The sequence below is a fragment of the Leifsonia sp. Root112D2 genome (assembly GCF_001424905.1).
In the GTDB taxonomy this organism is placed as follows: Bacteria; Actinomycetota; Actinomycetes; order Actinomycetales; family Microbacteriaceae; genus Root112D2.
Window position 1 is genome coordinate 1,229,328 of record NZ_LMCU01000001.1, and the last position, 16,509, is coordinate 1,245,836.

The window sequence follows — 16,509 nt, forward strand, 5'->3', positions numbered from 1 at the left end:
ATCCGAAGCGGGCGTGACCGGTCATTCGTTCCAGGTGGCCTCGGTGACGGCAGGCGGATCGGTGGATGCGTCGTAGACGCGAACCCAGCTCGGGCGGATGCCGACAACAGCAAAGCCGTCTGCCAGCGCGCGCGATCCCGGAAATTGCTCGGCGTAGGCGGCAGCGAGGCGCCCTCGCTCGACGGTGGCAGATGCCTGCAGTGCGATTCCTTCGATCTGCACGCTCACATCGCCGCCTGTTCCCACGACGACGGCGATGCGGTCGCAGGAGCGAAGGTTCTCGATTTTGCGGGAGCTGACCGGGCTGTCGAAGATCAGCGTGCCGTCATCGAGCGCGGCCAGGCCGACAAGTGCAGCCTGCGGCCACGACTTCGCAGAGATCGTGGCAATGACGCCGCGCTGCTCTCGTCGCACGAACTCCGCCACCGACAGGGGATCGCCCGGATCTATTGTCATGAAGGCAGGGTATCCGACGGGTGAACACCCCGTGGCCTGCACCTTCCCGCGATCGATTCGCCACTTCAGTTCTTCATGGGTGCCGGGTAGAGTTCGGGTCACTGCATGCACATCGCAATCACCTGCGAAAGGGTCGCGGATGCCAGACACCACGTGTCATATGTCGATTTCGCTCGATGGATTTGTTGCCGGGCCGCACCAGAGTCGCGAGGATCCGCTCGGGAAGCGCGGGATAGAACTCCATCGCTGGCACCTCGGCGACGAACACGCCACTGAGACAGACGACGCCGCGACCGTTTGGCTCATGCGCCCACGCGGCGCCTACGTGATGGGCCGCAACATGTTCGGGCCGATCCGCGGCGAGTGGGAGGAGGACTGGCGCGGGTGGTGGGGATCCGAGCCGCCCTATCACGCACCGGTGTTCGTGCTCACCCATCACGCGCACGAGCCGATCGAGATGGAGGGCGGCACGACGTTCTACTTCGTCACCGACGGCTTCGACGCCGCTTACACGCGGGCGTGTGAGACGGCGGGTGGCAATGGGGTGGACATCGCGGGTGGCGCATCCACGGTTCGACAGGCGCTTATTGCAGGGGTCATTGACGAACTCACTCTCGACATTGCCCCGGTGCTACTGGGCTCCGGCGAGCGAATCTTCGATGGCGTCGAGTCGTTCGGGTTCGAGCCTGTCGAGGTATTGCACTCACCACTGGCTACGCACATCCGCTACCGCAAGTCCAGCTGAAGGCCGGTCTTCGACGCCTCCGCCACGCGTCCGGTTTCGCTGGTCACGGCTGCCCGTCTACGAGCGCCGTTGCGCGTGCTTCGGCAACTCCCAAGATGAGCAGGCTCGTTATTGTTGCCGCGCGGGCGTTGATGGTGGCATCGGAAAGGCCGGTTTCCACGAGAGCGAATACGGCGGAAAACGCGACCTGGCTGAGAACCTGCGCGGGTAGGTGTCGTGCAAATACCTCGCACTCCTGACCTCGTTTCACGAGGTCGGCAAGGGCCTTATCGACTGGCCGCAGCAGAGCGTGAATTTCCTCGCCGTACTCGCCGCGCCGAAGCACCACCAGCACTCGGTAACGCCGCGCCAGTGGCCACAGGCGAGCAATGAAATCGACCCACACCACTTCGGCTGATCCCTCCGAGGCGTTGACCTCGGTGAGAACGGCGGCGATTTCGCTCACTACCCCTTGCGTGAGGGTGTGCACGAGGTCGGCGCGGGAGGGGAAGTGGCCGTAGACGGTGCGACGCACCACGCCCGCAGCCGAGGCGATGTCGCCCATGCCTGCATCCGGGTTGCGCCCCAAAACGTCGAGTGCAACGTCGAGGATGCGATTGCGCGTGTCGTTCATGGAGCGCGCCCGGGCCGATTCAATGTCCACGGTCAAAGTATTGCACATGGGTGTGCAATGGGTTAGATTGCACAGCAGTGTGCATTGCACATTGATGTGCAACGAAGTGCTGCACTGTAGAGCGAAAGATCAGGAGAACAAGGCAATGACCGCATCGACGTCCGCGTCCTCAGCCGCGATCCGTCCATTCACCGTCTCGATCTCAGACGCCGAGATCGAGGACCTGAAGCAGAGACTGGCCAGAACTCGATGGCCGAATCCGCAAACCGTCCCCGACTGGTCACAGGGCGTGCGCCTGGAGAATGCCAAAGCGTTGATCAACTACTGGCAGCGAGAGTACGACTGGCGCCGCTTTGAGTCGGTGCTCAATGGTTTTCCACAGTTCCTGACTGAGATCGACGGGCTGGATATTCACTTCATCCATGTCAAGTCAAAGAATCCGAATGCGATGCCCCTCATCTTGACCCACGGATGGCCCGGCTCGATCGTCGAATTCGTCAAGCTGATCGGCCCGCTGACTGACCCGGTGGCGTTTGGAGGAAACATCGAAGATTCCTTTGACGTTGTCGTACCGTCGCTTCCCGGATTCGGTTTCTCCGGAAAGCCGACCGAGACGGGATGGACCGCTTCACGGATCGCAACCGCGTGGGCGGAACTCATGAGGCGTCTTGGCTACACGAAGTGGTCCGCTCACGGCGGCGATTGGGGCGCGGTCGTCACTACCGCGCTTGGTGCCACGCGGCCTGACGGCCTTCTCGGAATTCACGTGAACTCCCCATACGCTTTTCCCGCCCAGATACCTGACACGCTGTCGCCTGAAGAGCGCTACGCCGTAGACACCCTCGCCCTCTATACCGGCGATATGGGCGGAGCAAATCACCTTCAAGGCACAAAGCCAGAGACCATCGGATTCGCCCTGGCGGATTCGCCGGCCGGCCAGGCGGCCTGGATCTACGACAAGTTTCAGTCCAAGACCGACAACAACGGGCTCGCCGAGGATGCTCTCAGCACCGATGACATGCTGGACGCGATATCGCTCTACTGGTTCACAAACACTGCCGCGTCGTCCGCCCGCATCTACTGGGAGAACAAGGCGGCAAGCATGGCTGGTCCGAAGCTCACGCTGCCCGTCGCCGTGACGGTGTTCCCCCGCGACATCCCACGACTGCCGCGAAGCTGGATCGAAGACACCTACTCCGACTTGATTCACTACGGCGAGGCCGATAAGGGCGGTCACTTCGCAGCGCTCGAGCAGCCCGAGATCCTGGTCAGCGAAATCCGCACCGGTCTCAGGAGCCTCCGCTCCTAGAGCGAACGAACGAATGACTCACTCCGCAGGGGTGCTCAGGGAACCCAGAATCCGAGGGTGCAGAGCAGCCGTGTCTCGTCGTCGGCGTCGGCCGGCGGTTCGATCGCTGGTGGGAATACGCCGAAGCCGCGCCACTCCTCCGCGTTGGGGACCGCGTGCTCGTTCATTCCGGCGATGATCTCGGGCGAGAGGTGGAAGGGGATGCCGAGGTACTTCGCGATCGACCATGCCTGGAACGCGCGGTAAAGCGCCAGGTGCACCAGACCCTCCTGCGCCGAGTAGTCGCCGTACTGGAAGCGGAAGGTGGCGTCAGGGTTGACGCCCGCGCGTACGGCCGCTGTCGCGATGTCGTTGAGAGCGTCGTATGCGGCGATCGGATCTTCGCCGAGCAGATCGCGCTCGCGCAAGTCGTCGCCGTCGGCGATCGAGTCACCGGCGAGTACTCCCGGGATCCACGCTTCGTCGTACGCGTGAGCCTTCAGGATGTCGCGGATGGTCGGGTTGGGAGTTCGCGACCATTCGGCCGGAGCGGACTTGTCGAGATCGTCGGATGTGACGCGGTCGATGACGCTACGAAGAGCGGCATCCGAGGCGAGGAACAGCTGGTTGGTTTCCATTGTGGAATCGTACCGACGGCGTACGACATTTCCTTGGCGGTCGATGACAAGGAAGCTTGACATGGTTCTGTCGCCGCACGTAAAATTGTGGAATGACAAGTGACCTTGACTCCGGTGGGGAATCAGCGACCGAGCTGCGCCGCAGGCGCGTCTTTCGCGTGCGGATGTGGGTGGGAACCGGCTGCTACCTGCTCGCGAACTTCGCGCTTTACCAATGGGGTCACGGGAGCAGCCCGTGGCGTCTTGTCTGGGCGGGGCACTCTCAGCTCTGCGGGGTTCAACGTGCCTAACGGCGGATGGCCCGTGGCCCTCATCGGGATCGTGGCCTGGGAGTTCACCAATCTCCTGACCAAGGCGCTCAAGGCCTAATGGAGAATTTGATCCGTTCGGAACGCGAACAGCGGGGATGGACCCAGGCAGTGCTCGCCGAGCGACTGCAGGTATCGCGGCAGACCGTCGTCGCCCTTGAAACCGGAAAGTACGATCCATCGCTCCCGCTGGCATTCCGTATCTCCAGCCTCTTCGAAAAACCCATCGAAGGCCTCTTCATGCCGGCACCCAAACCCTGAATCAGGGATCACTACTGTGAAGAGACGTCTCGCGGCGTGGTCACCTCGCGAGACGTCTCCGAGGCTTAGCAGCAGGTGCAGCCGTCAGCGCATTCGGCGGTGCAGCAATCTGCGTCGCAACAGTCAGTCATTGGACTCTCCTTTCGCGGTTGTGGGCGGCCCGGCTAGCAACAGCCGGGAACGGCGCAGGAGTCGTTGAGGCACGGCGAGCCTTCATCCACGGCAAGAACCACGGTCAAGAGGCCCGAAATGGCGTTTGCCACGTGTGCGTCAGCGATCTCGTATCGGGTCTGTCGTCCTTCTGGTGCCGCCACGATGATGCCGCAGCCGCGTAGACAGCTCAGGTGATTGGAAACGTTGGAACGAGTAAGACCCAAGGTTTCGGCGAGCTGGCCGGTGTATCCCGGTGCTTCCAGCAGATTCAGGAGGATTCGTGAACGGGTCGGATCCGCCATGGCGCGACCGAGCCGGTTCATGATGTCGAGCCGTGAAGCTAATGTCAGCATGCACTGACTATACAGCCATGGCTGACTTATTCTGGCGCGTGCAGATGGACCTGTGTCGGAGAGCTATTTGGTGTCGGTGACAACAACGACCTGACGCATGAAGGTCTCTTCCACGGCGGAGCGAAGGAGGAAGTCGGCGACGTTTGCGCGAGAGGTTGAGGGGAAGAGCGGCAGCTTTGTGACCTCCTCGAGCACGGTGGCTGAGTAGCGGGTGCGGTCTCGGTCGTTCAACGCTCCGGGGTATTCGAGGGTCCACTTCAGATCGCTGGCTCGCAGCAGCACTTCCGACGCGGCTTTGTCTGCGTAGCTTTTGCGGAGCACAGTGCGGAATATGGGCGCGACGAGGAACGATGCTTTGGCGAGGGAGTCGCCGACACCGAACGCAGACACGATGACGACACGGTCAACGCCAGATGTTTTCGCGGATGCGATGACCGCACGCACGGTGTCCGTGATCAGGGTTGGGGTTTCGCGAACGTTTCTCACTCCGAGGGTGCTGATGACCGCGTCGTGACCGGTGGCTGCCGTCGCGATCACGGTGGCATCGGTGACGTCACCGATGACAATGTGAGCGCGCGGGTCAACGGTGGCATTGGCGCTGCGAACAAGGGCTGTGACCTGGTGCCCCTCGTCGAGTGCCTTTGTGATGAAAAGAACGCCGGTGCGGGCGGTTGCCCCAAGAACAAGAAACTTCATGACGTTCGTCTTCTCTTTCGATTGCGGTCCACATCGACACGATGGTGTCGGGTAAATGGTTATATTAGTCAATAAAGCTGACTAATGTCAAACTGGATTCGATGTCCGACAGTCCCGGCGGCTCGGGTGAATGGGAATGCGGTAAGGACGGCTCAGCGTGGTCGGCTTCACCGCACGTACGGGTCGGTGATCTCGCGGAGCTGTAGCAGGATCTCGTGCAACAACGTGAAGTTGCGGGTGCCCAGGTAGGCCTTCCACTCCGAGAGGATGTCGTCGAGTGTCGCGCGGGCGACCTCGAGTGCCTTCTGCCCACGTCCCTCGATCACGATCAGTCTGGCGCGGCCATCCGTGGGATCGGGGACGCGACGAACATAGCCCAGGCGTTCCAACTGATCGACCATCACGCCGGCGCTCTGTTTGGTCATCTGCGCCTGGGCAGCAAGGTCGGTCAGGCGCGAACCGTCTGCGGCGACGCGTTGAAACACGCGGCATTGAGCGAGTGTCCAGTCGTCGAACCCGGCATCCTGCATGGCTCGGAACATTCGGTCCTCGGAGTACCGGTACGGGATGAACAACGACACCCCGAGATTGACCTGCTGCTCGTCTTCCATGCCGCTCCCGCCGCCATCCGCCCTTTTCGATTTCACTGCCTATGGTAATGATTAGTGACTATACTCACAACCGCGCCACGCGTCGATAGCGCCTACTTAGACCAAACCTCGCCGTCGCGATCGGGGCATGCGTCATCGCGGCTGCCGCGTCAGCTATCGCCGCGACCATGAGGATCCGATCAGTTCGCTCACGGACTTCGCTTGCGCAATAGATATCGAGGAATATTCATCCTTGTCCGGAACCCCGCTCCCGGAGTACATTGCCGGTAATACGCGCCCCCACTCATGCCGACGCGCAGCGGAAGTGCACGCTGGGGTGCCTCCCGGATCCCGATGCTCGAGATCGCCATTTCCTGCGCTGTTGCACGGGCGGCACATCCTCCCAGCTCATTTCGAACAAAAGGTCGGTTGATGAGGATGAACATTCGGTTGAAGATATTGGGGATCGCTGTGGTCGCGGGGGCAATGATGTTCACCGCGGGACCGGCGCTGGCGGCGCCGATTCACGGCAACGCATCCATCACATGCGCCAACGGCGCAATCGCGTCGGGCGCATATCGCAACATCACCGTGACCGGAGCGTGCAGCGTTTCGGCCGGAGCGGTGATCAGTGTCAGCGGTAACATCACCGTGACAAGGGGTGCGGTGCTGGATGCGCAGAGCGCAGCATCCACCATCACCGTGCGCGGCAACGTGACTGCGCTGTCGAGCGCACTGCTCGGGTTGGGCTGCCAGCCGGCCTCGTACGTCGGTAATTCGGGGCACGCGTGCACCGTCGACCCGCTCGACCACTCCACGATTGCCGTGAACGGCAATGTCACTGCGCTGAACACGGGCACGGTGCTGCTGAACGGAATAACGGTGCGCGGAAACATCACCGCGCTCGGTGGCGGCTCGGAGATTCCGTGGTCCATCAAGAACAACACGATCGGTCGCAACGTCTCCGTGGCCGGGCAGACCACGAACTGGCTGGGCGTATTGTTCAACGACATTGGCGGGAATGCGACGCTACTGCACATCGCCGTGACCGATACCGACCCCGGCGCACACGGAGCGTTCGTTGTGCAGAACCGTATTCGGAGAAATCTGGTCTGCCTCGGCGTGACCCCCACCGTGACCGGAGGGCTCTTCCCCGGTGAGCCTCTCAACACCGTAGGAGGCCGGGCGCTGGGTCAGTGTGCAGCTCTGGCGTGAGCGCGAGTGTGAGGCAGAGGGGCACCACGGTCGGCGATTGCCAGGCATCTGCGAATGGCCTCGGCGATCTCACGGAGCGGGATGCCCCTCGTTCTCACCCCTGGCGTTAGCTCACCAGCGAACGCCGCTTCGCAGCGAGGGCGCGCCCGTGCTCGACCGCTAGTTGCTCGGCGGCAGCCTTGATTTCAGCGGCCTGCTCGGTGAACTGATCCATCGCAGGATTGACGCCGACGAGTGTGAACGGGCGCTGCACAACGAGCAGGTCTGCACCCCAGACCTCGCCGATCACGCGGCTGAGCCACGGGGTGGAGTGGTCCCACCCTTCCTTGGGGGTGCCGGGGTTGTAGTTGCCGCCGAGCACCGTCGCGAGCACAACGGGCTTGTCTTTGAGAGCGCCTCCGGCGATGCGGGGGTCGGTGTAGGTGACGTCATACCAGCTCTTGACGTGGGCCGCGACTCCCCAGTTGTAGAGCGGGATCGCCAGCAGCAGGGCATCCGCGTTGATCAGTTCGTCGGCCAGTGCGGCGGCACGGGCGTGGGCGTCGCGCTGGGCTGGAGTGCGGTCTTCCTCGGCGACGAAGCCGCTGGTCACGACGTCGCGCCAGAGTGTGGCAGGCAGCGGATCGCTGCCAAGATCGCGACGGGTGATGACGGAGTCGGGATGCTCGGCGGACCACTCCGCTTCGACCAGGTCGGCGAGGGCACGGCTCTGGGATGTGGCGGGCATGATGCTGGCATCGAGGCGGAATAAGGACATTAGCACTCTCCTATAAAATGATGGACTAAGGAAAACAAAGTTACCGGGGAAACAATAGCACAGCTATGATTGGTGTCATGCCCGAGCTTGAGACCGATACGCGTGTCTGTGATTCCGCGATCACTCTTGCCTTTACCGTCTTGGGAAAGCGATGGAACGGGATGATTCTCGGAGTTCTGGGCGGCGGGAGTGCGTCGTTTGTCGGGCTGCGCAAGGCCGTCAGCGGCATCAGTGACACCGTGCTTTCGGAGCGACTGTCAGAGCTGACCGAACTCGGACTTGTGCGCCGAGATGTCAGGGAAGGTCCACCGATATCGGTCAGCTACGAACTCACGCCTTCGGGCGTCGAAATCGTGCCGACCATCCAGGAGCTCGGCGTGTGGGCCATGCGTAATCTGCAGCCTCGCGACTAGAGGGCTCCATGAACAGCCGGGTGGCCGCCACTTGATGGGAACAGCCACGCCTCAGATTGACTCGAACGCATGCCCGGCAGAGCAAAACTATGCGGGTAGGCCTGGGTGGGCGTCAAGTATCTTTCCCAGGAGGGTTTGCAACTGCGCCACTTCCGCTGCCGTAAGAGGTGCCGCGAGTTCAGCCTGCACCGTGTCGGTGGCGGCCTGAAGCTCATCGAGGTATCGCCGGCCGAGCGGGGTGATCGCGACGGTGTTGCGGCGTCGGTCGGTCGCGTCTGTCGCGCGTTGAATCTGGCCGCCGTCGTCGAGCCGGGTCACGATCCCGTTGATGGTATTGCGGTCCAGACCGAGCTGTCGGCCGAGATCTGCCTGGCTGATCGGGCCACGCTCTTCGAGTGCGGCCAGAACGGCGAAGTCGGCGCGCCCGGTCGCCGGCATCCGCGTTCCGGTGAGCCGGGAACCGAGGATGTTCACCCGATTGGCCTGCCAACTGATCAGGGCCCGCAACCGAGCGGGTGGCGTTGTTGTCTCGTTGTCGCTCACCCCATCATGTTAACCGTTGTTCCCAACAACGAATAGATGTTATCGTTGGCTCACACAACGTTGTTAAAGCCAACGAATCCAATCAAGGTTGGGAGACCTCATGAATGACACGACATTGACAACCCCGCAACTGACGGGTCACCGGGTGCTGGTGCCGGGCGGCACCGGCGCGGTCGGCGAGGGCGTCGTGCGGGCGTTCCTCGAGGCAGGCGCTGAGGTGATCGTGCCGACCCGGTCCAAGGAGCGCTCGGCAGAGTTTCGGGCGGTGCTGGGCCAGGCGGCGAACGAGCACCTGCACCTCGTGGTGCATGACTACACCAGCTTCGTCGGCGCGCAGGATCTCGTCGAACAGGTCGTGCATTTCCGCGGCGGACTGGATTCCGTGGTCGCGCCGATCGGCGGCTGGTGGCAGGGCAGAACTCTTGCCGAGATCACCGAGCAGGATTGGCAATCGGCGTTCACCGGTCTGGCGACCACGCACATGGCGGTGCTGCGCGCGGCGCTGCCGCATCTGAGCGATGCGGGTGCGTACTCGGTGGTCGTCGGCGACTCTGCGACGTGGCCGGTCCCGGGCAGCGGACTGGTGAGTATGGAGCAAGCGGCGTTGCTGATGATGCAGCGTGTTGCCGCTGCCGAGAGTGGCTCTTCGAGGCGGGTGTTCTCCCTGGTGCTCGGACCGGTCACCACCCGTCTTGCCGCCGGTTCCGTTGACGCCAAAGACGTCGGCACGGTAGCGGTCGCGATCTCGGCCGGCACCGCCCCGAGCGCCTCAATTGCGCTGCACGACCAGGACGAGGTGCAGGTCGCGCTCTCTCAGCTGGTCAAGCAGAAGCACCGATGACGCTCATCACCACCGCCGGAAAGGTCAGCGCAGGCCAACACGCAGGCACTCGCCCGGTGTCCCCTTCGGGAAAGCGAACCCCATCACGCTCTCGTCGAGCGAGAACGCGACGTAGACCATCTGACCGACGCGGTACTTCAACCGCCCGCGCACGGAGGCCTGGCAGGAGCGCTCCAACTCTGCGCCCAGCGCTCGAATGTCGTCGATGACCGCCATGTCTCAGAGTCTGTAGGGTGTGTTCGACACGGAGCCAGCCGCGATCGGCAGGCAGACCGTTGTGCGATCAAGCTTCACAGCCGCACTTCTTGAGGCCTTCACGTAGCCGCGCGCTAGACGCGCTCGACCGCCCTCGTGACGGGATCCGTCCTTGACTTCGGCATCCACACATTGAACGCCTTTCACCCTTGCAACGAACGACTCCGATCGGATTCGACACCCTCTGGCGACCGCGGTGTTCTCGGATGGCGCGTTATGTGTGGGTGCTTGTCACCGTGAATGCGTCGAGGTTTCGGAGTTCGTCTTTGATGTGCTCTGCGGCGTGGTCAGCAATGTGCTGAGCCTCGTGAAGGGAGTCGGTCTTCACAGTGATGGTCGCTGCGCCCTGAAGGCGATGTCCCACCCAGCGCAGCTGGATGGACGACACGGCGATGACGCCAGCGGTGTGTTCGAGGGCGTGCTCCGCCCGATGCACCAGCCCTGGCTCGACGGCGTCCATCAGACGCGCACCAATGCTTTTCACGGTGCCCCAGAGCAAGACGAGGATTGATGCGGCGATCAGCAGCCCGATGATCGGGTCCGCCAACGGAAAGCCGAGCATGACGCCGATGGCACCGATGACGACAGACAGGGAGGTGAACCCGTCAATGCGTGCGTGAACGCCATCGGCGACGAGGGCGGCCGAGCCGATCTTCTGACCGATGCGGATGCGATAAATCGCAACGGCCTCGTTGCCAGCGAAACCGATGACACCGGCGATGACAATCAGCCAGGCGTTCTGGATGGGTTGCGGGTGGATGAAGCGGCTGATCGCTTCCCAACCGGCGATGATCGCTGACAAGGCGACGACGGCCACAATGAACAGCCCGGCCAAGTCCTCGGCGCGGCCGTATCCGAAGGTGTAGCGGTGGGTAGCGACGCGTCGGCCAAGGACGAACGCGATCCATAACGGGAGGGCAGTCAGTGCGTCAGAGAAGTTGTGGATCGTATCGGCCAGCAGGGCAACCGAGCCGGTGACCAGTACCAAAAGGAACTGCAGCACGGTCGTGCCCAGCAACACGAACAGGCTGATCTTCAGCGCCCGCACCCCGGCCGTGCTTGCCTCCAGAGCATCATCAATCGAGTCCGCCGAGTCATGGGTGTGCGGCACGAACAGGTCGTAGAGGAAGCCGCGGAGCCCGCCATGCGGATGACCGTGGTCGTGGTCGTGGCTGTGCTCATGGCCAGACTGCTCATGGTCGTGGTGGTGTGCCGCCGTCACGCGGAAGCACCGACTTGCGCATGGTGGTGACGGGGGAGCGACCCGTTCGAGACAGAATGCTCAGCTTGCTTAATTGCGTCTTTGACCAGGTCGGCGCCATGTTCGTCGACGAGTCGATAGAAGACTCGAGTGCCGTCTTGTCTGGTCGTGACCATTCGTGCCATTCGAAGCTTCGCTAAGTGTTGGGAAACCGCGGGAGGAGTTTTGTCGACGATATCCGCCAAGTGATTAACCGACAGCTCTTCCGCGTTTCGCAAGGCCATGATGATGCGCACCCGGGTGGCATCGGCGAGCATGGCGAAAACTTCCACGGCGAGCTCGACGTACGGTGAATCAGGATCAAGCCCGCAAAGCTGCGTATCTGCGTCCATGCGCATATTATTGCACAGCCCTATCACGCCAGCGCTCGCATCCACGGAGGCCCTGGTACCGACGCGGGGTGCGTGTTAGACATGTGATCAACGGTGCAGGAGGTAATCGGCCACACCGTGCGGGTTCGACAGTGCGAGGAGATGACCGCCGGGCACGACATCCGGGTCCAGGCCGAGGCGCTCGCGCGCGACGGCACGCTGGAAATCGAGCGGGAAGAACCGGTCTCCCTCACCGCTGAGCACCCGAATCGGGGTGGTTGGCCAATCCACGAAATCACATGTCGACGCGAAGACGGCGTTGGCCTCTAGCCGCTGATGCGTTGCTCCATCCGCCACCACCTCTGGTGGAACGTCATGGAGAAAGTAGGTGTCCATGTCGAACTCAGTGTTGTAGCCGCCCGCCAGAGCGGCTTTCTCGCGCGCGTCGAGCCAGCCCGTGTCATCCCACCAGGCGCCAGGAGTCTCGCCCGGGTTGGGGATCATCGCGTTCACGAAAACAAGCTCGCGCACGGCGGCTTGGGTGCACACAAGTGGCGCAGTGAACCCGCCGAGCGATTGCGCAACGAGAACCACGTCATCACGCTCGCGGCTGGCCGCAACTACCAGGCGCGCGTATTCGGCCAGACCTGCGTTTTCATCGTCGCCGGGCAGGTCGACCGCGACTACGTCGTGCCCGGCCGCTTGCAGTAGAGGGATTACGCGACTCCAATACCAGGCCGCACCGCCCGCGCCGGGCACCAGCACGAAGCTGCTCATGAGGCCTCGCATACAACGCCTGCATTCCGGCAGGCGTCAAGGGCCGAACTGGGATCACCGAGAATCAGACGAATGCGTAAAACCGATGTCATTCCCACATTCTCACGCAGATCGCCGCGCATCCTTCGGATCGTCAGCTTGTGGCGACGTGGGCGGGCGGCATCGAGGGACCGGTCATCGACGCGGGTTGTGGTCCGGGCCAGTGGACAAACTTCCTCGCGGAGCTCGCTTGGTACTCGCTCATCCACCATTCGCCCAGCACGATCAGCGTTCCGCTGTTGGAGTTCAGCCGTGCACTTCGCTGTCGTTCAGGCGTACCGGTGGCCAGTCAGCGACCTCAGCGATGAACTGGTCGCAGCGGGCTTCGACGTGGTCGAAACGCACGTGAGAAAGACCACGGGGCAACGATCTCAAGGGGCGATTCGCGCTCGACTCCGCGGTGCTCGATAGCCGGAACGTCTAGTAGGTGGAGTAGATGATGTCTGCTCGTTTTCGAGGAGCAAAATCATCTTGAAATTCGCGTTCGTTCGGCACCCAGACGCCGTGCCACAGAGCATCATCGTGTGAGGACTCAGTCGTCGTCGAAGTCGACGCGTTTTCCGCGGAGGGCCGCGATCGCTGTGACAACGAGCTGGACCGCTGCGATCGCGATCAGCACCGATACCAGCATGGCCAGCACGGGATCGAGCCAATAGAGGCCGTTCGTGACCAGAATGATTGCCCCGGCTATGGCGATCGCCGCCGCGGTGGTCGCATCCGCGAGAGAATCGATCAGGACCGATCGCATGTGCAGGTCTTCGCCCGCGGCAGAGCGGCCAAGCACGAACGCGCCCGTGAGCATCACCGCCAGGGTAACGAGGCTGACGATCACCATCGGCAGGCCGTCAACCGGCGGCGAGCCCTCGTGCAATCGGGAGATTGCCTCGATCGTGACCATCACGGTAACGATCAGCAGAAGGGTGGCGTTCACGAGCGCTGCGATGGCGATCGGTCGCTGCGCATGCGGGGGGTCAGGGTCGCGGTCACGAAGAGTGATGGCAATGAGGCCAAGCACCAGAGCAAGACAGTCCGCCACAGTATCGCCGGCGGCGGCAAGCACACTCACCGAGTGCGCGAGCAGGCCCGCGACAATCAATCCGGCTATCAGTGCCACGTTGAGGCCGAGAACGATCAGAATCCGGCGACGCTGACTCCATCTTGGCGCGTGAGATGCCACAGGATCGTACCCACCGCGGTTCGAAGCATCCGACACGCAGAACATTGTTTCATCCCGCTCCGCGGCCAACGAGCGTCAACTGGCTTCCCGACGATGATCGCCGGGCACAGCGACCGGCTCCAGGCCGTGTTGTCCCACTGGACGCGCTGCCAGACGGTGTGGCGCAGTTGCGGCGAATGATCGAAGAATCGTCGGCCAACTTCTTCAGCTCTCCCGAGTACGCCGGTGCGCCGGTCGGTGATCGGAGAAGATGGGATTGTGTGCGACGAGGCTATTCGCTCGGTGATTTCTCGCACGATGGCCTCCCTTGTATCGGCCATGGGCCGCTCTAGGCAAACGGTCCGTCGAGGAAACAACCGATCCTGAACGCGCCCAGGATGCCCGCAAACGGATCGGTTATCGGGACCCAGCGGGTAGGGACAGATCTCTCGTGGGCCAAGGGACTGTTCTGCGGTCGGCAACCTTCCGGTGGTGCTGATGGTTGGAATCGAGCACTATTGACGGATGACCCGAATCGTCATCGATGCGCAGATCTGCGTGGCCCTCATCCGGCACGACGTCGTTCTTTCTGCTGAGCATCAACTCGTGGCACCAGCTGTCCTCCGGTCAGACGTCTTGAACGTGCTGTTCGGCGAGGTTCGAGCAGGGCGCCTGAGCGAGAACCAGGGACGACTTGAGTTGGACCAGTTTGCTGAGTTGAAGATTCGACTTCTCGGCGACCGGGTCTCACGGGCGACCGCTTGGAAGATCGCCCGCGACCTCGGATGGGCCGATCCTCGACCGGCTGAATACCTCGCAGTTGCTCGCCTTCAAGCGGATCTGCTGGTCACAGATGACCCGCACCTCCTCACCGGTGCCAAGGGCATCACCCCCGTCGCAAACCGTGATGCCCTCAACCAGCCCCCGCAACTCAAGATTTCCGACTAGCGGATCCGCCTGCGGGCGTGCGACCGACCGTCAGAGCGGCCAACGCCTGGTCGACTAACATTCGAGGATGATGAATCCGGGTGCGATCGACGATGTCCCGGTCGGGGGTGAGGTCATTCGCCTCGGGCAGTTCCTGAAGTTCGCTGGACTGCTCGACTCCGGTGGCAACGTGAAAGAGGCCATTATCGATGGCCTTGTGGCCGTGAACGGCGAGGTCGATCTTCGACGCGGACGGCAGCTTCAGCTCGGAGACATCGTCAGCTTCGACGGACGCAGGGCTCGCGTCTGTCCCTGAGGGTGCGGATGCGCACGGAGGCGGCGTGCTCTCCGCTCCCAGACATCAGGTGACGCTGTTCTTCCGGGGCCCGGCGGTCGGCTTCGCCGTAGCGATCAGAGCGCTGCCAACTGCTTGAACGCGGCGTGTGCCTCGGCGCCAAGCCGGCTGGGACTCGTCGCCCGACGTCGGGCGATCTGATAGCAGGCCAGCGCGACCTGGCTGGCGAACATCGCTGTGGGCTCGCTCGTGCCACGCCCCACGAGAATTTGAGTAAATCGATCGGCGATCAGCTGCGTCTTCAGGGCATCGTGTGCGCGCAATTCAAGGTGCTTCTCGACCAGCTCGTAGTGGAGCGCATACCCGTCGATGTTGTCGCTTGCGTAGTCACAAAGTGCGACGACGATAGTCCGCAGCTGCTCAACGGCCTCCGCAGCGGTGCGGGCGGGGCCTGCGGACTCGCTCGCGGCGAACTGGGTGATCCGCGCGAGAATCTCCTCCTGGTGGGCGAACACAACCTCGGCCTTGTCGCCGAAATATCGAAAGAACGTCGTGCGTCCAACATCCGCTCGGGCAGCGATGTCTGTCACGGAAACATCGTCGAAGCCTTTCGCGGCGAAGAGCTCGTCCGCGGCTTCGACAATGCGCTGCTGTATGAGCCGCCGCTTGCGCTCCCGGAGGGATTCGAGAGCGGGGACGGATTGCGGCACGGTTCGAGACTACACGCAAAAGGTACTTGACACCGTAAGGAACTCAGTATGTTATGGTACTGAGTACCAATCATGATTCATGAAAAGGGGTCTGCTCATGCTGACCATCCAGAACCGTAAGGAACCGTCATGACCGAGTCGCTCGCCATCACCCGCGTCACCCACAGCTGTCACCTGATCGAGATCGGGGAACTGACGGTACTCACGGACCCGTGGTTCTCGCAGAAGACCTTCTATCACCCCGGCGAGCCAATCGCCTTCCAACCGGAAGAACTGCCACACCTCGATGCTGTCGTGATCAGCCATGAGCATTACGACCACTGCGACCTCGATGCGTTCAAGCGTTACCCGCACAAGGACGTACCGATGATCGTCGCCGGACCTGTTGTCGAGAAGGCCAGGAAGGTCGGCTTCACAAACGTCACCCCACTTGAGGCGTGGGAGAGCACGAACGTCGGCGACCTGACTTTCAACGCGGCCCCCGGCGAGCACGGCGTTTACGAAGTCACGTACGTGATCACGGGCGGCGGCCGCAGCGTCTACTTCGCCGGCGACACGCTCCTCACCCCTGAACTGCGCACCTTAGGCGACCGTTTCGGTCCCCTCGACGTCACCCTGCTCCCGGTCAACGGCCTCCATATACGGATGGCGGGAAACAAACAGGTCGTCATGAACGCCGACGAAGCCGCCGAACTCACCTCAGTCCTGCGCCCCAAACTGGCAATCCCGCAGCACTACGCCTTCACGGCCGGCCCCATCGGCGACCGCCTCATCCTCAAAAGCGACAAAGACCCGACCCTCTACGTCGACGCGGCCCGCCGTCACGCCCCAGAGGTTCCCGTCACGGTGATCAAACCAGGGGAGCGTCTTGTCGTTGCGGCGTGAAGGAGCCGAGAGATGTCCACGGA

General features: G+C 62.5%; 24 protein-coding genes. 10 read left to right on the plus strand and 14 right to left on the minus strand.

Translation table 11 applies throughout. The features are described from left to right. Nucleotides 1–21 precede the first annotated feature (21 nt). A complete protein-coding gene (locus tag ASC63_RS05665; RefSeq protein WP_055810688.1) occupies nt 22–456 on the minus strand; it encodes a pyridoxamine 5'-phosphate oxidase family protein in 435 nt (144 codons plus the stop codon). A gap of 139 nt (nt 457–595) precedes the next feature. Here ASC63_RS05665 and ASC63_RS05670 point away from each other — a divergent pair, with 139 nt between their 5' ends. Then, nucleotides 596–1,201: a dihydrofolate reductase family protein gene (locus tag ASC63_RS05670; protein ID WP_055810690.1), complete on the plus strand. Its 606-nt coding sequence runs from the start codon at nt 596–598 to the stop codon at nt 1,199–1,201. Nucleotides 1,202–1,244: 43 nt separating this feature from the next. Here ASC63_RS05670 and ASC63_RS05675 read toward each other — a convergent pair whose 3' ends face one another. Then, on the minus strand, nt 1,245–1,844 hold the full coding sequence (locus tag ASC63_RS05675; RefSeq protein ID WP_157487586.1) for a TetR/AcrR family transcriptional regulator: 600 nt from the start codon (nt 1,842–1,844) through the stop codon (nt 1,245–1,247). Here ASC63_RS05675 and ASC63_RS05680 point away from each other — a divergent pair. Then, nucleotides 1,813–3,123: an epoxide hydrolase family protein gene (locus ASC63_RS05680; protein WP_235492291.1), complete on the plus strand. Its 1,311-nt coding sequence runs from the start codon at nt 1,813–1,815 to the stop codon at nt 3,121–3,123. The two genes, ASC63_RS05675 and ASC63_RS05680, sit on opposite strands and share 32 nt — an antisense overlap. 35 nt (nt 3,124–3,158) lie before the next feature. Here ASC63_RS05680 and ASC63_RS05685 read toward each other — a convergent pair whose 3' ends face one another. Continuing rightward, nucleotides 3,159–3,740, minus strand: a complete 582-nt coding sequence (locus tag ASC63_RS05685) for a hypothetical protein (RefSeq protein ID WP_055810696.1) — start codon at nt 3,738–3,740, stop codon at nt 3,159–3,161. A 92-nt stretch (nt 3,741–3,832) separates the two neighbouring features. Here ASC63_RS05685 and ASC63_RS16235 point away from each other — a divergent pair, with 92 nt between their 5' ends. Next, the gene (locus ASC63_RS16235) at nt 3,833–4,030 is read left to right on the plus strand and encodes a hypothetical protein (RefSeq protein WP_157487587.1); all 198 of its coding nucleotides are present in this window, start codon (nt 3,833–3,835) and stop codon (nt 4,028–4,030) included. A 78-nt stretch (nt 4,031–4,108) separates the two neighbouring features. Beyond that, nucleotides 4,109–4,309, plus strand: a complete 201-nt coding sequence (locus ASC63_RS05690) for a helix-turn-helix transcriptional regulator (protein ID WP_055810699.1) — start codon at nt 4,109–4,111, stop codon at nt 4,307–4,309. A gap of 164 nt (nt 4,310–4,473) precedes the next feature. On the opposite strand, the gene cmtR is transcribed toward ASC63_RS05690, so the two are convergent. From cmtR to ASC63_RS05700, 3 genes are all read right to left on the minus strand, one after another. After that, nucleotides 4,474–4,815 (minus strand): Cd(II)/Pb(II)-sensing metalloregulatory transcriptional regulator CmtR, encoded by a 342-nt coding sequence (cmtR, locus tag ASC63_RS16070; protein WP_082487276.1) that lies wholly within the window; start codon nt 4,813–4,815, stop codon nt 4,474–4,476. A gap of 63 nt (nt 4,816–4,878) precedes the next feature. Beyond that, nucleotides 4,879–5,511: an NAD(P)-dependent oxidoreductase gene (locus ASC63_RS05695; protein ID WP_055810701.1), complete on the minus strand. Its 633-nt coding sequence runs from the start codon at nt 5,509–5,511 to the stop codon at nt 4,879–4,881. Nucleotides 5,512–5,678: 167 nt separating this feature from the next. Then, nucleotides 5,679–6,122 (minus strand): MarR family winged helix-turn-helix transcriptional regulator, encoded by a 444-nt coding sequence (locus ASC63_RS05700; RefSeq protein ID WP_055810703.1) that lies wholly within the window; start codon nt 6,120–6,122, stop codon nt 5,679–5,681. 429 nt (nt 6,123–6,551) lie between these two features. Between ASC63_RS05700 and ASC63_RS05705 the strand changes: the two genes are divergently transcribed. Further along, nucleotides 6,552–7,316 carry a hypothetical protein gene (locus ASC63_RS05705; protein WP_157487588.1) on the plus strand — a complete coding sequence of 255 codons (765 nt, stop codon included), beginning with the start codon at nt 6,552–6,554 and terminating at the stop codon, nt 7,314–7,316. Nucleotides 7,317–7,422: 106 nt separating this feature from the next. Here the strand turns inward: ASC63_RS05705 and ASC63_RS05710 are convergent, their stop codons facing one another. After that, nucleotides 7,423–8,073, minus strand: coding sequence for an FMN-dependent NADH-azoreductase (locus ASC63_RS05710; RefSeq protein WP_055810707.1), 651 nt, complete (start codon nt 8,071–8,073; stop codon nt 7,423–7,425). A gap of 77 nt (nt 8,074–8,150) precedes the next feature. Here ASC63_RS05710 and ASC63_RS05715 point away from each other — a divergent pair, with 77 nt between their 5' ends. Further along, on the plus strand, nt 8,151–8,486 hold the full coding sequence (locus tag ASC63_RS05715; RefSeq protein ID WP_055814992.1) for a winged helix-turn-helix transcriptional regulator: 336 nt from the start codon (nt 8,151–8,153) through the stop codon (nt 8,484–8,486). An 87-nt stretch (nt 8,487–8,573) separates the two neighbouring features. Here ASC63_RS05715 and ASC63_RS05720 read toward each other — a convergent pair whose 3' ends face one another. Continuing rightward, nucleotides 8,574–9,029: a MarR family winged helix-turn-helix transcriptional regulator gene (locus ASC63_RS05720; RefSeq protein ID WP_157487589.1), complete on the minus strand. Its 456-nt coding sequence runs from the start codon at nt 9,027–9,029 to the stop codon at nt 8,574–8,576. A 100-nt stretch (nt 9,030–9,129) separates the two neighbouring features. Here ASC63_RS05720 and ASC63_RS05725 point away from each other — a divergent pair, with 100 nt between their 5' ends. Further along, nucleotides 9,130–9,870, plus strand: coding sequence for an SDR family NAD(P)-dependent oxidoreductase (locus ASC63_RS05725; protein ID WP_055810711.1), 741 nt, complete (start codon nt 9,130–9,132; stop codon nt 9,868–9,870). Between the two features lie 24 nt (nt 9,871–9,894). Here the strand turns inward: ASC63_RS05725 and ASC63_RS05730 are convergent, their stop codons facing one another. The 5 genes from ASC63_RS05730 to ASC63_RS05750 all read right to left on the minus strand — a co-directional run bounded on the left by ASC63_RS05730 (nt 9,895) and on the right by ASC63_RS05750 (nt 13,690). Beyond that, a complete protein-coding gene (locus tag ASC63_RS05730) occupies nt 9,895–10,086 on the minus strand; it encodes a hypothetical protein (RefSeq protein ID WP_055810713.1) in 192 nt (63 codons plus the stop codon). A gap of 253 nt (nt 10,087–10,339) precedes the next feature. Beyond that, a complete protein-coding gene (locus tag ASC63_RS05735; protein WP_055810715.1) occupies nt 10,340–11,347 on the minus strand; it encodes a cation diffusion facilitator family transporter in 1,008 nt (335 codons plus the stop codon). Further along, nucleotides 11,344–11,718 (minus strand): ArsR/SmtB family transcription factor, encoded by a 375-nt coding sequence (locus ASC63_RS05740; RefSeq protein WP_055814995.1) that lies wholly within the window; start codon nt 11,716–11,718, stop codon nt 11,344–11,346. Before ASC63_RS05740 ends, ASC63_RS05735 begins: the two co-directional genes overlap by 4 nt. Before the next feature lie 87 nt (nt 11,719–11,805). Continuing rightward, nucleotides 11,806–12,474 carry an alpha/beta fold hydrolase gene (locus ASC63_RS05745; RefSeq protein WP_055814998.1) on the minus strand — a complete coding sequence of 223 codons (669 nt, stop codon included), beginning with the start codon at nt 12,472–12,474 and terminating at the stop codon, nt 11,806–11,808. Nucleotides 12,475–13,045: 571 nt separating this feature from the next. After that, a complete protein-coding gene (locus tag ASC63_RS05750; protein WP_162242877.1) occupies nt 13,046–13,690 on the minus strand; it encodes a cation diffusion facilitator family transporter in 645 nt (214 codons plus the stop codon). A 504-nt stretch (nt 13,691–14,194) separates the two neighbouring features. Between ASC63_RS05750 and ASC63_RS05755 the strand changes: the two genes are divergently transcribed. Both ASC63_RS05755 and ASC63_RS05760 read left to right on the plus strand, forming a co-directional pair. Continuing rightward, on the plus strand, nt 14,195–14,617 hold the full coding sequence (locus ASC63_RS05755; RefSeq protein WP_055810719.1) for a type II toxin-antitoxin system VapC family toxin: 423 nt from the start codon (nt 14,195–14,197) through the stop codon (nt 14,615–14,617). A 67-nt stretch (nt 14,618–14,684) separates the two neighbouring features. Next, nucleotides 14,685–14,912: an RNA-binding S4 domain-containing protein gene (locus tag ASC63_RS05760; protein ID WP_055810720.1), complete on the plus strand. Its 228-nt coding sequence runs from the start codon at nt 14,685–14,687 to the stop codon at nt 14,910–14,912. Nucleotides 14,913–15,007: 95 nt separating this feature from the next. On the opposite strand, the gene ASC63_RS05765 is transcribed toward ASC63_RS05760, so the two are convergent. Further along, nucleotides 15,008–15,601: a TetR/AcrR family transcriptional regulator gene (locus ASC63_RS05765; protein ID WP_055810722.1), complete on the minus strand. Its 594-nt coding sequence runs from the start codon at nt 15,599–15,601 to the stop codon at nt 15,008–15,010. Nucleotides 15,602–15,730: 129 nt separating this feature from the next. Here ASC63_RS05765 and ASC63_RS05770 point away from each other — a divergent pair, with 129 nt between their 5' ends. After that, nucleotides 15,731–16,486, plus strand: coding sequence for an MBL fold metallo-hydrolase (locus ASC63_RS05770; RefSeq protein WP_055810724.1), 756 nt, complete (start codon nt 15,731–15,733; stop codon nt 16,484–16,486). The last annotated feature ends 23 nt before the right edge of the window (nt 16,487–16,509 follow it).

Excerpts from the sequence above, each read along its gene's own strand:
- cmtR (WP_082487276.1), bottom strand. The coding sequence starts at position 4,815 with ATGCTGACATTAGCTTCACGGCTCGACATCATGAACCGGCTCGGTCGC.
- ASC63_RS05670 (WP_055810690.1), top strand. The coding sequence starts at position 596 with ATGCCAGACACCACGTGTCATATGTCGATTTCGCTCGATGGATTTGTT.
- ASC63_RS05715 (WP_055814992.1), top strand. The coding sequence starts at position 8,151 with ATGCCCGAGCTTGAGACCGATACGCGTGTCTGTGATTCCGCGATCACT.
- ASC63_RS05770 (WP_055810724.1), top strand. The coding sequence starts at position 15,731 with ATGACCGAGTCGCTCGCCATCACCCGCGTCACCCACAGCTGTCACCTG.
- ASC63_RS05690 (WP_055810699.1), top strand. The coding sequence starts at position 4,109 with ATGGAGAATTTGATCCGTTCGGAACGCGAACAGCGGGGATGGACCCAG.
- ASC63_RS05740 (WP_055814995.1), bottom strand. The coding sequence starts at position 11,718 with ATGGACGCAGATACGCAGCTTTGCGGGCTTGATCCTGATTCACCGTAC.
- ASC63_RS05680 (WP_235492291.1), top strand. The coding sequence starts at position 1,813 with ATGGAGCGCGCCCGGGCCGATTCAATGTCCACGGTCAAAGTATTGCAC.
- ASC63_RS05730 (WP_055810713.1), bottom strand. The coding sequence starts at position 10,086 with ATGGCGGTCATCGACGACATTCGAGCGCTGGGCGCAGAGTTGGAGCGC.
- ASC63_RS05665 (WP_055810688.1), bottom strand. The coding sequence starts at position 456 with ATGACAATAGATCCGGGCGATCCCCTGTCGGTGGCGGAGTTCGTGCGA.
- ASC63_RS05745 (WP_055814998.1), bottom strand. The coding sequence starts at position 12,474 with ATGAGCAGCTTCGTGCTGGTGCCCGGCGCGGGCGGTGCGGCCTGGTAT.
- ASC63_RS05695 (WP_055810701.1), bottom strand. The coding sequence starts at position 5,511 with ATGAAGTTTCTTGTTCTTGGGGCAACCGCCCGCACCGGCGTTCTTTTC.
- ASC63_RS05725 (WP_055810711.1), top strand. The coding sequence starts at position 9,130 with ATGAATGACACGACATTGACAACCCCGCAACTGACGGGTCACCGGGTG.
- ASC63_RS05755 (WP_055810719.1), top strand. The coding sequence starts at position 14,195 with ATGACCCGAATCGTCATCGATGCGCAGATCTGCGTGGCCCTCATCCGG.
- ASC63_RS05700 (WP_055810703.1), bottom strand. The coding sequence starts at position 6,122 with ATGGAAGACGAGCAGCAGGTCAATCTCGGGGTGTCGTTGTTCATCCCG.
- ASC63_RS05685 (WP_055810696.1), bottom strand. The coding sequence starts at position 3,740 with ATGGAAACCAACCAGCTGTTCCTCGCCTCGGATGCCGCTCTTCGTAGC.
- ASC63_RS05760 (WP_055810720.1), top strand. The coding sequence starts at position 14,685 with ATGATGAATCCGGGTGCGATCGACGATGTCCCGGTCGGGGGTGAGGTC.
- ASC63_RS05710 (WP_055810707.1), bottom strand. The coding sequence starts at position 8,073 with ATGTCCTTATTCCGCCTCGATGCCAGCATCATGCCCGCCACATCCCAG.
- ASC63_RS16235 (WP_157487587.1), top strand. The coding sequence starts at position 3,833 with ATGACAAGTGACCTTGACTCCGGTGGGGAATCAGCGACCGAGCTGCGC.